Genomic DNA, 13,562 nt, shown 5'->3' with positions numbered 1-13,562 from the left:
GTCGGTTGGATTCAATTCAGCTGGGAGGTGCTATTGATTTGAACTCAGAGAGCGGAGATCGGCAAATAAATATCCCTGGAACGTTGATCGTTGCCTTTTGAGAATGCAAACGGCGACAAAGTCAATAGGCTATCGTGAGGCCCAATAATCGTTTTCGGAAGCAATCGCGTATTTCGAGATTGCCTTGTCGAGCGATATCAAAGCAACAGGGGCGATTATAGGCATATTCATTGGGTTTGTAAGGCTTTGCCATTCGTCTTGACCGTGCTAGACAGATCGTTTGTTGCGCCCACTGTCGCTTTCCCATGCCATCTTGCCATCAGCCAGGCGGCGGGGGCCGCTATCATGAGAGCCGGAACAGGATCGAGCGGGTCCTTCTGATCGGGGCCCGATGAAGGAATGCATACATGGCGGATATGGTTGACAATCACAATGACGACGAAGGCCCGGACCTGGGCCGGACCTACCACAGCGGTCCGGTCATCATGCGCGGGCCCATGATTCCCGAGGCGGATGCCAATGCTGGGTTGCTCTCGTCGGGCGGTGACACGGACTGGCTGCATATGGACCCCTGGCGGGTGCTGCGCATCCAGGCCGAGTTCGTCGACGGGTTCGGTGCATTGGCGGAGCTGGGGCCCGCAGCCGCTATCTTTGGGTCAGCCCGGACCGGCAGGGATGATTCCACCTATGCGGCTGCGCGCAAGATGGGCGGCGACCTGGCCAAGGCCGGTATGGCGGTCATCACGGGGGGAGGGCCTGGCATCATGGAGGCGGCCAACAAGGGCGCTGCTGAGGTCGGTGGCAAGTCCGTCGGTCTGGGCATCGAATTGCCCATGGAGCAGGGACTCAACCGCTGGGTGAATCTGGGCATCACCTTCCGCTACTTCTTCGTGCGCAAGATGATGTTCATGAAATACTCCTCGGGCATCATCGTCTGCCCTGGTGGGTTCGGCACCCTGGATGAGATGTTCGAGGTGCTGACCCTGGTCCAAACCCATAAGGCACCCAGCATGCCCATCGTCCTCTTCGACAGGGCCTACTGGCAGGGGCTCTTCGATTGGATCTCAGACACGGTGAGGCAGCGGGGCATGATTTCTGAGCTGGACCCCGATCTGGTCATCCGCACTGATGATCCTGATGAGGCTGTCGAAACCATCCTGCGTCACCGTGCCTGAATAATAGGCGAATGGTAGTCAGCGGGCGCGGGTGGCCATGATCATGCCCGTACCGATGGGCAGTAGGCAGGATTCCCAGGCATTGTCTTTGCTTATGGCATCCATGATGGTCCGTAAGGTGGTCGTTTTGGTGGTTCTGTTGGCCGGGTTCAGCACGCCGCCCTTATCCGGGTCCTCCAGCAGATCGAAAGCATCCGTAAAGATCAGCTGTCCCCGGTCCTTGAGCAGGCGCGGGGCCTGGTCCATGACCTGTTGGTAGTTGTCCCCATTGCCCGAGACGACGATAAGGTCGTAGTCGCTGGGGTTGAGCCTGGGGAAGTAGGTTCTGGCAGCCGCGTTGACCGCCCGCAGCCTCATGCCTGGATGGGCTTTCTCCATGCCCGCGAATATTTTTTTGACTAGAGAGGTGCCTTGGGCTGTGGAGTCAACAGCAGTGAACTGACCATGACCGTGCAGGCCCGTCATCAGGCGCAGGGCTTCGACCACGGAGCCGTTGCCCACCAGAATGATGGATGCCGGAGCGTTCCGGCCGGCCAAGAACTGCAGAAAGGCGCCTTGAGACCGGGAACACTGGGCGAATCCGGCCTCCGAAGCCTTGTCTCGCAAGGCCTGCAACTTGTCGGATTCGACGTTCAGAGCGCTTGCCTCGGCGAATTCCCATCCTCTGGCGATGTTGTTGTACGAGGTTTTGTCCATGCTAACCATGGTAACGACTAGAGGGCACAAGCCTGTCGCATGCTCACGCTGGCCTGTGTGTGCATGAGTCTGACTACTCCTTGACGGCTTCGACCAGCTTCCACATCTCTTCGCCTACGTCAATCCCTCTGGGGCAGGGTCGGGTGCAGGCACGTATGGACTGGCATGCCTGGATACCGTCCACCTGGTCAATGGCCTCAAGACGTTCCTGCCGATGACTGTCGCGGGAATCGTTGATGAATCGAGCCGCTGCTATCATGGCCGCCGGGCCGGCAAATGCCTCACCGCCCGCATAAATAGGACAGGCACCCTGGCAGAGTCCGCAGGCGATGCAGGTGCTGAGCAGTTCATACCGGGCCAGCTCTTCTGGAGTTTGCCGGTATTCTGACACTGGTTCTGCGTTGGCTGCCTTTGCCTGGCCCGCTTGGCTGCTATCAGCAGAGGGATCATTACGGAGCAGATAAGGCTTGAAGCGTCGAATCTGGTCAAACATGGCATCGGTCTCCACTATCAGGTCTCTGAGAGGGGTGAAGCCGGGAAGCGGGCGAATCTCTATTGCGGAAGATTCCACATGGACTGATGTTTCTGTAGGGTTTGGGATGTCTGTGAGCCCTGTAGCTTTTGCAGCGGTTGCAGTTTCCGTAGGAACTATGGCCGAGAAGTTTGTGGCGGTTGAGTCTGAGACCGAATCCGAATGCGATGACGACGGGGATACGGCCCTTTTGGGGGTCGCTGTGCCGGTGCGACGGAAGGCTGCAGGCTGTTGAGCCCGCGGATTCCCAGTGGCTACACCGGGGGAGGCGTATGCGTTCGGTATGGTCTTGGATACAGACAGGCAGTCGGCGATGGTGGCTGTGCAGAGCAGATTCGGACGGCCGTTGATAAGCACGGCATCCGATCCGCACATGCCATGGCCACAGGAGTACCGGAAGTTCAGTGTGGGATCCACCTCACGCTTGATCTGCAGAAGGGCATCCAGAACGGTGCGCTGTGGGGCGATACGAATCGTGTACTCCTGCGTCCAACGACGGCCGCGGGCCCGTCGGTTACCGGCCGTGGCGAAAGGATTGCTTTTGGCGAATGGGTTGGTTCGCGCCGGACGCTCTGATTGAGGTCGTGGGGTAAACCGGGCTATTCGGAAGGTCACCGGGCGGGGATCGCGGTCCGATGCGGATGCCTTGAATCCGTCTGATTCCGTGGACTGTGATGTCACGGTTGCTCCTGTCCTTGTTCGGGAAACGGCCCGATGCCCACTGATATGCGCGGACTCCATCCTAATCCCTGCCTGACCTGGGAAGGTGTCGAACAGGTACCTGACTGAACAGATTGGTCCCAGAGTCCATCATCAGGGTCCATCAGTAGTTGCGACCCTTGGGAGGCATGTCGACGATATGAACGGGCTGCCAGGAGACGTTTTCCTTGGCATCGATCATGGTGTGAGCCAGGTAGTGTTCGTCATCGCGCTGCGGATAATCGCTCCGGCACAGGGCGCCGCGGGACTCCCGACGCTGCAGGCTGGCGTTCAGGACGGCCCGAGCCAGGGTCAGCAGGTTGTCCACCTCCATGATGGCAGTCACCTCCTGGTTGAGCACTGCCGTACCACTGTGTGCCCGTAGCTGTCTCGCATCAGCATCCAGGTGATCCAGGCCGCGTAAACCCTTTTCAATGCTGCTTTGATCGCATCGGACGGCAACGGCCTCCTCCATCAGCCGTCCCAGTCGATTCATCAGTGCGTATGGGTTGTTCAGGCTGGCATCGTCATCGGGGTCGGATTCGTCATCTTCGTTGTCGGCCAATGCTGGTTCCGAGGTGTTGGCTTTACTTGCGCCAGAAAGCAACTCTTCCATGAAGGCCTGACGCTTTTGCAAGGCTTGTGTGAGCGGAGATGTGTCGGTCATATCGTTTGGCTTGTCGGCATTGGACATGGCGGTGGCGATGGTGCGTCCTGTTCGGGTACCGAAGAGGCAGGCATCCAGCAGGGAGTTGCCGCCCAGTCGGTTGGCCCCATGAACGCTGACACAGGAGCATTCCCCGGCGGCGAACAGTCCGTCGACTATTCGACGGCGGCCATCCTGCCAACGATAGACGCGGCCGCGATCGGTGATGGGGATGCCTCCCATGGTGTAGTGGGCGGTGGGTTTGACCGGAACCAAGTCCACAGTGGGATCCAGGTGGGCGTAGCGATGGATGGTCTCGGTGACCTGGGGGAGCAGGGCGGTCATGCGCTGGCCGTCAATGCCGGTCATGTCCAGCCAGACGCAATCATGAGGCCCGTCAGGGTCCGATGGATCGGCCACTCCGCGACCTGCATCAATCTCTGCCATAATGGAACGGCTGACCACATCCCTGGCGGCCAGGTCGCCGTGTCCCGGCGCGTAGTCCTGCATGAAAGCCTTGCCCTGACTGTTCCTGAGCACGCCGCCTTCTGCGCGGGAGGCTTCTGAAAGAAGGATGCCGGTATGGCCCAGGCCGGTGGGATGGAATTGGATGAACTCTATATCCTCCAGCTGCAGGCCGGCCTGCAGGGCGAGCGCCATGCCATCACCGGTCAGATCCCAGGAGTTGGAGGTCGTATGGAAGAGCCGGCCGGCCCCGCCCGTGCACAGGACGATATTGTCGGCTTGGATGGCCTGCAGCTTGCCGGCATGGGTGTCCAGGACGATCAGTCCTCGGGCATGGCCGCCGGTTTTCTCATTAGCAGGCGGGTCGACGACCAAATCGGTCACATACCACTCCTCGGCGAACTCGACTCCCTGACGCAGGCACTGCTGCCAAAGGGCGTGGAGGATCTGATGGCCGATACGGTCGGCTGCATAGGCTGCTCTCCTGACTGGGTGGCCGCCATAATCAGCGGTATGGCCGCCGAACTTCCGCTGGGCGATGTGCCCGTCTTCAGTTCTTGAGAAGGCCACTCCGTCATGCTCCAGCTGGATGACGATGCCCGGGGCCTGCTCGGCCAGAATCCGCACGGCATCCTGGTCAGCCAGCCAGTCGCTGCCCTTGATGGTGTCGTAGTAGTGCCAATGCCAGTCGTCCTTCTCCTGGTTGCCCAGACTGGCCGCAATGCCGCCCTCTGCTGAGCCGGTGTGGGATCGCAGGGGCTGCAGCTTGGAGACGACCAGGACCTTTGGCGACGAGCCGTTCCTGTTTCCGTCGCTCTCCAGAGCTCTGTAGAGTCCCAGAGCCGTCGACAACCCGGCCGCTCCGGCTCCGACGATGACGGCATCATAGCGGTTTCTGACCTTCTGCGGATTCATACCATTGATACTGTCACGACCTATTGATAGCGGCGGCTCCTCCAGCCCATGTCTGCTTGCGCGGGCAGAATGGGTCTCATGACCAAACTTTCCTTCTCCCAGCAGGTGTATCAGGTCGTCAGGCGGATCCCTCGCGGGAAGGTGGCCACCTACGGGCAGGTCGCCTCTCTGACTGGCCATCCGCGCAACGCCAGGTTCGTGGGTTATGCGCTTCATGACAATCCTGAACCTGGGGTGATTCCCTGTCATCGCGTGGTCTTCCGCGATGGTTCTCTGGCCCCGGGATTCGCTTTTGGTGGGCCTGAACGTCAGCGTCAGCTGCTGGAGGATGAAGGCGTTCATTTTGTTCCTCCCCGCAGCGATGAATCGGCTGGTGCGGACGGCTGGGTGGTGGATTTGGATCGCTGTCGCTGGAAGGCTTGATTCTTCTGGTCTTCAGCTACCACGCATCCATTCTGCAGGCTGATCAGACCACAAATCTCCAGGGAACCCAGCAGCTGCATCAGATGCCTGACTGAGAGCTCATGTCCCTGATTGGCCAGCTCAGCGCGAAGCTGTCCCATCATGGGCGGACCGCCCCGGCACTGGCAGGTACGGATAGCCGCCAGCACGGTTGCCTCTTCCTTGGTTAAAGGCAAGTCGTCAGTTTTTTCACATTCACAGTCCCTACCTGGATTCGATGGCGGGGTTGAAGGATGCTCTTTGTGCTGAGAGTGGGTCGGAAGCCTACCTCCATTAGTGCCGGATTGTTTGAGTGTGATCTGGAGCGGCTGATTGCCGTGAGTGGTTTGGATCGGATGATCGGAGTCAAGCGGTCTTATGCGCTGCGTGGGCTGCATACTTCCTTGATGCTCATGATCTTCGGTGGTTTTGACTAAGCCGCTGGTTCCTTGTTGAACAGACCTTCCAGGGTGGATAGGTGCATGGGCGGGATGGCAGATGTCTTGGATGTCGGATGCCGACAGGAGCAACTCCGCCTTGCCCTCATGGATGAGGCGGTTGCAGCCGGTGTTTTCCGGCTGGTCGATTCTGCCGGGGGCAGCCAGCACGCGACGGCCCAATTCCACACCCCAGTTGGCGGTGTTCAGGGCGCCGGATCGGTGACGGGCCTGTGCCACCACGATGTCGGAGGCCAGGGCGGCGATGATTCGGTTACGCAGCAGGAACCGACGCGCCTCAGGGATGGTGCCAGGCGGCAGTTCACTGATCAGCGCGCCGCCATCTGCCTCGATGTTCTCGAACAGACGGCTGTTGCGTTTGGGACCCATATGCAGCAGGCCTCCAGCAAAAACGGCGACCGTGCGTCCGCCGCCAGCGGCCAAGGCTCCCCAGTGGGCGGCGGCATCCGTGCCCATGGCCCCGCCGGAGACGAGCAGGTGGCCTTGGCCGGCAGCCTGTCTGGCTATTTGATGGGCGATGGACCGGCCATACTCGTCACAGGCTCTGGATCCGACAACGGCCAAGGGGTGGTCACAGCAGATCAATGCTTCAGGATTGCCTCGTCCCCACAGACAGAGGGGAGGGGCCCAGTCGGAGCGGCGTGCCAGGTCGTCCACCTGACCTGGCCAGCAGGGGTCGCCTGGGGTCATCACCCAGAATTGGCCTCCACCAGTCATCATGGTCCGTACTTGGCCAGAGTCCATGGCCAGCAAGGGAGTCAGGCGTCTTCGCCAGGTGTCGCTGGTCTTGTGGAACCGGGTGAGGTCTTCAGGGCTCGTTTGCCGTCCCCACCGAGCCGTCCCCTTAAGAAAGCGTTCGTCCAGTTTGGAGCGTGCTGCTTCATGAGGGTCGTTGCCATCCGACTGGTTCGGCGCTCCCAACTCGATCAGGTTTCGGCACAGGTCGGCCGCCTGGTCCGAGCCCAGCAGGCAGGCAATCATGAAGGCATCGGGGCCATCTGCAGCCATGGTCAGGACAGCTCTGGCAAGCCAGTCGCTTTCAACCGTGGTCATTGGTCGCGGTTGGTTGTCGGGTATGGTCTTCATCAAGGGTCGGGACATCTCAGACAGCCCTCGTTCTGAGCAGGATGCCGGTGGTCACATCGTCGGCATCGGGGCTGGTCCGTCCATCCAGGTCCGCCAGAGTCCATGCCAGGCGCATGGTTCGGTCGGCTCCTCGCAGACTGATCCGTTGTTTGCGCAGGGCCTGGTCCACAACCGAACGTGCCTTGGCTGATGTGTTCTGGCGCAGCCATTCGCCGCTGATCTGGGCATTGCAGGTCCAGCCCTGCTTGCGGAAGCGTTCTTTTGCTGTCTGACGGGCGCGGGTCACACGCTTGCGGATCTGGGCGCTGTGCTGGCGTGGACGGTGGTCGTCGAATCCCGGGTCGGTCACCGGGGGGACTGTGGTCTGGATGTCGATGCGGTCCATGATGGGTCCTGACAGCCTGTTCCAGTAGCGGAGGCGCTCGCGGGGCGTGCAGGTGCAGCGCTCGCCTGTGCCGTATCCGTATCCACAGGGGCATGGGTTGGCAGCCATGACCAGTTGGAAACGAGCCGGGAAGGTGGTGCTGCCCTTGGCGCGGGACAGGAAGATTCGCCCGATCTCCAGGGGCTCGCGCAGGGATTGGATCACCCTTGGTGAGAATTCCGGGGCTTCATCCATGAAGAGGACTCCGCGATGGGCACGGGTGATGGCGCCAGGCGTGGCCAGTCCTGCGCCGCCCCCGACCATGGCCGCCATGGAGATCGTATGATGAGGAGCCTCGAAAGGCGGCACATCGGTGATCCCATACTGGCTCAGCGTGCCACACAGGGATCGGATGGAAGCCACCTCCAGCTGTTGGACAGCATCCAGGGCGGGCATGATGCTGGGAAGCCGTTCCGCAAGCATACTCTTGCCGGCTCCCGGGGGACCGACCATGAGCATGTGATGGCCGCCGGCTGCAGCCACCATCATCGCCCACTTGGTCTCCTCCTGGCCGATCACGTCAGCCATGTCCGGCTTGGGTGGAGTTGGATCGACATTGGCGGGGGAGTTGTCTTCATGCTGGCCGGTTCTGGGATGTGCACGCACTATGGTGGCCGGCTTGTCAGAAGTCTGGCGAGTGTCTGCTTCGGGGATGGCGACTCTGCTTCGCCCGCCCAAGGCTTGGATGAGCTGGCCCAGGTGGCGCAGTCCCACGACCTCGATATCGGGAACCAGACGGGCCTCGGCAAGGTTGTCTGCCGGGACGAAAGCTCGAGTGATTCCCTGAGCTCTGGCCTGGGTCAGAATGGGCAGCAGACCGTTGATGGGTAGAATCGTGCCGTCCAGGTTGAGCTCGCCCAGGATGACCGTATGCTCCAGGCCTTCCGTCGGCAGTGCTCCTCCAGCTTCCAGAACGCTGGTCGCTATGGCCAGATCATGCGAGGAGCCATGTTTGGGTTTTGAAGCAGGGGACATGTTGACGGTGACCCTGGTTTGCGGCCACCGGAATCCGCAGGCCGAGCAGGCGGATTTGACCCGTTCCCGTGACTCCGACAAGGAGGCATCCGGCAGACCGATGATGGAGAAGTAGGGCAGCCCTGGGGAGATGAAGGACTGCACGTGGATGAGAAAGGCCTTGAGGCCCATCAGTCCCACGGACTCAGCGGATCCAAGACGCATCAGAAGGCCTCCCTGGTGTGTCTGAGGAAGACCGATCCCGGATTCCATCCGCCCCTGCCCGAACGGTTGGAACTACTGACGGCCTTGCTGGAAGTCTGATAGGAAGCCAGGGGATAAGCGCCCTCGGAATGCATGCTGCTGCCAGGGTCGGACTTGACTGACAGACTGATGACATCGAAACGGGTGCCGCGATGTCGTGCACCGGGATCTCTGTCGTGGCTGATCAGCCATTGGACTGCTGCGCGCCGCAGGTGGGTCTGCTTGCGCGGGCCGACAGCCTGTTCTGGGAATCCGAACCGACCGGTGCGCCTGGTCTTGACCTCTACGAAGACCAAAGTCGCCTCGGGATCCAGGGCGATGATGTCCAGCTCGCCGAACCTGCTTCTCCAATTCCGGGCCAGGATTCTCCAGTTTCGTTCTCGCAGCCACTGGCAGGCGTAATCTTCGCCCAATCGTCCCAGCTCTCGGCTGTTTATGCCACTGACTCTGATCTGTCGTTCAATATCTGCCAGCTTCGTGTCAATGGACTCATCGTTGCTTGTGCCCAACCTTGTTCTCCAAGGTCGCGTGGTTTCTGGATTGTCGGTGGACCTTGTGGAATCGGGGAGAGCGATTATGGGCTGTGTGACCGATGGGTCTGCGAACATAGCGTCGGCATCGGTTCTGTCATCCTTATCGTTGAGAACAGTGCGGAGATTGGTTGGTCTAGTCAGTGCTTGTGTGTCCATGTTTCTAGGAGACCACTGGAAGGAAGTCGGCGACCAGTCGAACCAGGCATGTGGTCGAATGAACCTGCGCACGCACGAAAGTGGATGAACGGGTGGATTGACGATGCTGACGCTGTATCGATTGCACTCATCTCTGCATCAGGCAGAGGCGGCTGAGGCAAGAAGGGCTGAAACAGAAACGAAAGAAAACGGAAACCAAGCAAAGCTGACCCAAGGAAACAGAAACCAAGGAAACAGAAACGAGTGGCACCAAGTAAAGCAAATAAGCGAAGGGGAGCAAGACAGCAAGCAGCTAAATGAACCAGAAACAACGAGATAACAGAGACCGGAAGGTACCGCCGGCGAATTCGCTGGCAACGCCCTCCGGTCTGCTGGGTCCGCATAGCTCTATGACGGATTTATCACCTTGTAGACGCGTATCCGATCGGCAAGAATGCGGCCATTGAGGTGGTTTGGGTTCCACTCATCCACCTTGGTCCTCCCCTCTTGACAAATTCCCTGACTCCTAGACCGCTTTCACCGGCCTTGGGCTCACTGCCCCTGCATCAGGGCGGTCATCTGCCCCAGATCCAGCTCGAAGCTGACCCCGCGCTGCTGATAGTCGGGCTGATTGCGTGTGTGCTGCATGGCGGAGCGGACGAATTCGCCGGCGATCCGGGCGGCATCGGCCAGGCCTCGCCCCGCAAAGAGCGCCCCGCAGAGGCTGGATGCAAAGGCATCGCCGGTTCCGTGGATCATGAAGGGCAGCTTGTCGTGGACCAGCTCGGTGCGCTCGCCGACTCCACCATGATCTGCCGAGGCCACGAAGTTGCGCAGCTTGCCGTCCTTCCGGTCGATGCCTTTGATGATGACGTTTTTCGCGCCCATGTCCAGCAGGCGGCCCAGACGCTGGCCAACCTGGGCGTCGTCGAGGTCCTGGCCTTCGTAGTCGATGCCGGTCAGCAGACTGACCTCGGTCAGGTTGGGCATGAGCAGGTCGGCGCCATCGACCAGGTTGGTCACGGCCCGGCACATCTCCTCGGTGTAGGTGGGGTACATGGATCCGCCGTCGCCCATGACCGGGTCGACCAGCCGCAGGGCCTTGGGGTATTCCCGATACATGCGCTGAATGATGTCGACCTGTTCGGCGCTGCCCAGGAACCCGCTGTAGATCCCGTCCAGCTCGACGCCCTCCTTCTGCCAGGCATCCAGGTATCCCGGCAGCATCTCGGTGGTGTCGTGGAAGGTGTATTCCTTGAACATGGTGTGTGCGCTGAACAGGGCCGTGGGCACCGGGCAAACGTCGCATCCGGTAGCCGAAAGGATGGGGATGGCGGCCGTCAGCGAGCACTTGCCATACCCGCACATGTCATGCACAGCGGCGACTCGGGGGATGTACTTGCTGTCGCGCTGGTAGAGCCTGTTCTGATCGTCCGTCTGTCCGGCCATCTTTTGAACTCCTTCATGCCTGCTGAGGCTGTTCGCAGCGGAGCCTTCTCCGTTGCTTACCCGACTCTACAGCGAAGGGGTTAAACGGGTACCTCCGCGTGTGCAATGTCGAGACGGAAAAGGCCTGCTTCCAACCTTCTGGAAGCTGTTATAAAAAAGGACGATACCGAAAAGTCCATTCTGGCTTGAACAGAGGGGCTTGTGCCGCTTATGGTCACATTCAAGAACTTGGAAGAGGACGCACGTCACCAACAGATAGGAATCGACATGACCGACCAGAACCCGCACAAGTACCATTTCGAGACGCTTCAGCTCCACGTGGGTCAGGAGCAGGCAGACCCCGCCACTGATTCCCGGGCCGTGCCCATCTACGCCACCACCAGCTACGTCTTCCACGACTTCGACCACGCCGAGGCCCGGTTCGCCTTGAAGGACCCTGGCAACATCTACGGACGTCTGACCAACTCCACCCAGGGGGTTTTCGAGGACAGGATCGCCGCCCTGGAGAACGGCACCGCCGGTTTGGCCGTGGCCTCGGGAGCCGCAGCCGTGGAGTATGCCTTCCGGAACATCACCCAGACCGGGGACCATATCGTGTCATCCAAGAACATCTACGGAGGAACCTTCAACCTCCTCAAGCACACCCTGCCCCGTGATGGTGTCGAGACCACCTTCGTGGATCCTTCGGATCCGTCCAACTTCGAGGCGGCCATCCAGGAGAACACCAAGCTGGTCTTCTTCGAGACCTTCGGCAACCCCAATGCGGACCTGCCCGACTTCGAGGCCATCTCCAAGATCGCCCATGACCACAACCTGCCGGTGATCGTCGACAACACCTTCGCCACTCCTTACCTGTTCCGTCCGCTGGAGCACGGTGCTGACATTGTCGTGGAATCGGCCACCAAGTTCATCGGCGGCCATGGCACCACCTTGGGCGGGGTCGTCGTGGAAGGCGGCAAGTTCGACTGGGCGGCAGTGCCCGGCAAGTTCCCCACCTTGACCGAACCCGACCCCAGCTACCATGGTCTGCGCTTCTACCAGGATCTGGGGGCTGCGGCCTTCGTCACCCGTATCCGCGCCATCCTCCTGCGTGACACCGGTGCCGTCATCTCGCCCTTTGCAGCCTTCCTCCTCCTGCAGGGGACCGAGACGCTCTCGCTGAGGGTTGAGCGTCATGTCGAGAACGCCCTGAAGGTGGTGGACTACCTGCAGACCGTGCCGGAGGTGGAGTCGGTCAGCCATCCGGCCATCGAGGGCCGCCCCGACCACGAACTCTACAAGCGCTACTTCCCCAACGGCGCCGGCTCCATCTTCACCTTCGATCTGAAGGGCGGCAAGGATGCGGCCAGGGTCTTCATCAACAACCTGCATCTCTTCTCCCTCCTGGCCAATGTGGCTGATGTGAAGTCCCTGGCCATCCATCCGGCATCGACCACCCACTCCCAGGAGACGCCGGAGGAGCTGGAGGATCAGGCCATCCATCCAGGTACGATCAGGCTCTCCATCGGCACGGAGAACATCGAGGACATTCTGGATGACCTCAAGGGTGCCTTCCAGGCATTGAAGGAGTCCGGTCTGGCCAAGTAGCCGGCAATCATACTTCCTTCCTGGTCCCGTATATGCGTGATATATAACCAATAAGGCGAAGAAGCACAGGGTGCCTGTCGAAACCTCATTACGTTTCGACGGGCACCTTTGTATATGTCCTCTCGTCACCCCTTTCCAGTCGCAGACAGCACCTGACCCGTCAGGCGGAAATATTGCGGTGGGTAAGATGGGGGCATGAAACATGGAGCAAAGACGAGGTCGTCTTCCGATTCTTCGTCCGGTGCGGGGAAACCGAGACAGATTGCCCAGGTGGCCATCAAGGCCCGGGGACTGACCAAGGACTATGGGAGTGGGGAGAACCTGGTCCATGCCCTGCGGGGTGTGGATGTCGAATTCGAACGGGGCAGGTTTACGGTCATCATGGGTCCCTCCGGGTCGGGCAAGTCCACCCTCATGCATACCTTGGCCGGCTTGGACACCGTCACCTCCGGACATGTCTACCTGAACGGGACCGATGCCGTCGGGGTGAAGGGCAGGCGGGCCCACCGTCAAGGAGGGCGGAGGGGCGTGGTCGACCTGACCAAGCTCAATGACAATCAGCTGACCCTCTTGAGGCGCCAGAGCCTGGGCTTCATTTTCCAGAGCTTCAACCTCCTGCCCATGTTTACGGCCAAGCAGAATATCCTCATGCCTCTGATTCTGGATGGTGCCAAGCCAGACACAGCCTGGCTGGAGGTTTTGGCCAAGACCCTGGGCCTGGAGGACAGGCTGAGCCACCGGCCCAGCGAGCTTTCGGGCGGTCAGCAGCAGCGTGTGGCCATCGCCAGGGCCCTCATCACCAAGCCTTCAATCGTCTTTGCGGACGAGCCTACGGGAAACCTGGACACGGCCTCATCGACCGAAGTGCTCAGCTTCCTGCGGGATTCGGTCCGCGAGCTGGGGCAGACCATCATCATGGTCACTCATGATGTCTTTGCGGCCTCATTTGCCGACCGTGCCCTGGTATTTGCGGATGGGCGGATCGTGGCAGACCAGGACAGACCCACTGTGGATTCCATGAACTCCCTGCTCTCCGAGGAAGTCATGGCCTCCGCAGCTACAGCTGGCTCAGCTGCTCATCGCTGAGGGGAATGCTCATGTGG

Annotated in this window: 11 protein-coding genes; 4 read left to right on the top strand and 7 right to left on the bottom strand. The window is 60.4% G+C overall.

The features are described from left to right. The first annotated feature begins 407 nt into the window (after positions 1–407). Positions 408–1,175: an LOG family protein gene (locus GYM67_RS05645; protein WP_220236001.1), complete on the top strand. Its 768-nt coding sequence runs from the start codon at positions 408–410 to the stop codon at positions 1,173–1,175. A gap of 18 nt (positions 1,176–1,193) precedes the next feature. On the opposite strand, the gene GYM67_RS05640 is transcribed toward GYM67_RS05645, so the two are convergent. The 3 genes from GYM67_RS05640 to GYM67_RS05630 form a co-directional block, all read right to left on the bottom strand. Further along, positions 1,194–1,871 (bottom strand): O-methyltransferase, encoded by a 678-nt coding sequence (locus tag GYM67_RS05640; RefSeq protein ID WP_220236000.1) that lies wholly within the window; start codon positions 1,869–1,871, stop codon positions 1,194–1,196. A gap of 73 nt (positions 1,872–1,944) precedes the next feature. Continuing rightward, on the bottom strand, positions 1,945–3,084 hold the full coding sequence (locus tag GYM67_RS05635) for a succinate dehydrogenase/fumarate reductase iron-sulfur subunit (protein ID WP_396019983.1): 1,140 nt from the start codon (positions 3,082–3,084) through the stop codon (positions 1,945–1,947). A gap of 142 nt (positions 3,085–3,226) precedes the next feature. Next, a complete protein-coding gene (locus GYM67_RS05630) occupies positions 3,227–5,128 on the bottom strand; it encodes an FAD-dependent oxidoreductase (protein WP_220235998.1) in 1,902 nt (633 codons plus the stop codon). 78 nt (positions 5,129–5,206) lie between these two features. On the opposite strand from GYM67_RS05630, the gene GYM67_RS05625 reads away from it, so the two are divergent. Further along, the gene (locus tag GYM67_RS05625; protein ID WP_198179915.1) at positions 5,207–5,551 is read left to right on the top strand and encodes an MGMT family protein; all 345 of its coding nucleotides are present in this window, start codon (positions 5,207–5,209) and stop codon (positions 5,549–5,551) included. On the opposite strand, the gene GYM67_RS05620 is transcribed toward GYM67_RS05625, so the two are convergent. The 4 genes from GYM67_RS05620 to GYM67_RS05605 all read right to left on the bottom strand — a co-directional run bounded on the left by GYM67_RS05620 (position 5,467) and on the right by GYM67_RS05605 (position 10,872). Continuing rightward, positions 5,467–7,080, bottom strand: coding sequence for a DNA-processing protein DprA (locus tag GYM67_RS05620; protein ID WP_220235997.1), 1,614 nt, complete (start codon positions 7,078–7,080; stop codon positions 5,467–5,469). The two genes, GYM67_RS05625 and GYM67_RS05620, sit on opposite strands and share 85 nt — an antisense overlap. 49 nt (positions 7,081–7,129) lie before the next feature. Continuing rightward, positions 7,130–8,716, bottom strand: coding sequence for a YifB family Mg chelatase-like AAA ATPase (locus GYM67_RS05615; protein ID WP_220235996.1), 1,587 nt, complete (start codon positions 8,714–8,716; stop codon positions 7,130–7,132). Beyond that, a complete protein-coding gene (locus tag GYM67_RS05610; RefSeq protein ID WP_258561450.1) occupies positions 8,716–9,444 on the bottom strand; it encodes a YraN family protein in 729 nt (242 codons plus the stop codon). The genes GYM67_RS05615 and GYM67_RS05610 overlap by 1 nt, the downstream gene beginning before the upstream one ends. Before the next feature lie 531 nt (positions 9,445–9,975). Continuing rightward, entirely contained in the window at positions 9,976–10,872 is an 897-nt protein-coding gene (locus tag GYM67_RS05605; RefSeq protein ID WP_220235995.1) for a pyridoxamine kinase, read from the bottom strand. A 267-nt stretch (positions 10,873–11,139) separates the two neighbouring features. Between GYM67_RS05605 and GYM67_RS05600 the strand changes: the two genes are divergently transcribed. Both GYM67_RS05600 and GYM67_RS05595 read left to right on the top strand, forming a co-directional pair. Continuing rightward, a complete protein-coding gene (locus GYM67_RS05600; RefSeq protein ID WP_220237428.1) occupies positions 11,140–12,459 on the top strand; it encodes an O-acetylhomoserine aminocarboxypropyltransferase/cysteine synthase family protein in 1,320 nt (439 codons plus the stop codon). A 195-nt stretch (positions 12,460–12,654) separates the two neighbouring features. Continuing rightward, entirely contained in the window at positions 12,655–13,545 is an 891-nt protein-coding gene (locus GYM67_RS05595; protein ID WP_258561449.1) for an ABC transporter ATP-binding protein, read from the top strand. Positions 13,546–13,562: the final 17 nt, after the last annotated feature.

Source organism: Bifidobacterium asteroides, assembly GCF_019469425.1.
Lineage (GTDB): Bacteria > Actinomycetota > Actinomycetes > Actinomycetales > Bifidobacteriaceae > Bombiscardovia > Bombiscardovia asteroides_I.
Note: the sequence above shows the minus strand (reverse complement) of the source record. Positions and strands in the feature narration are given on the sequence as shown.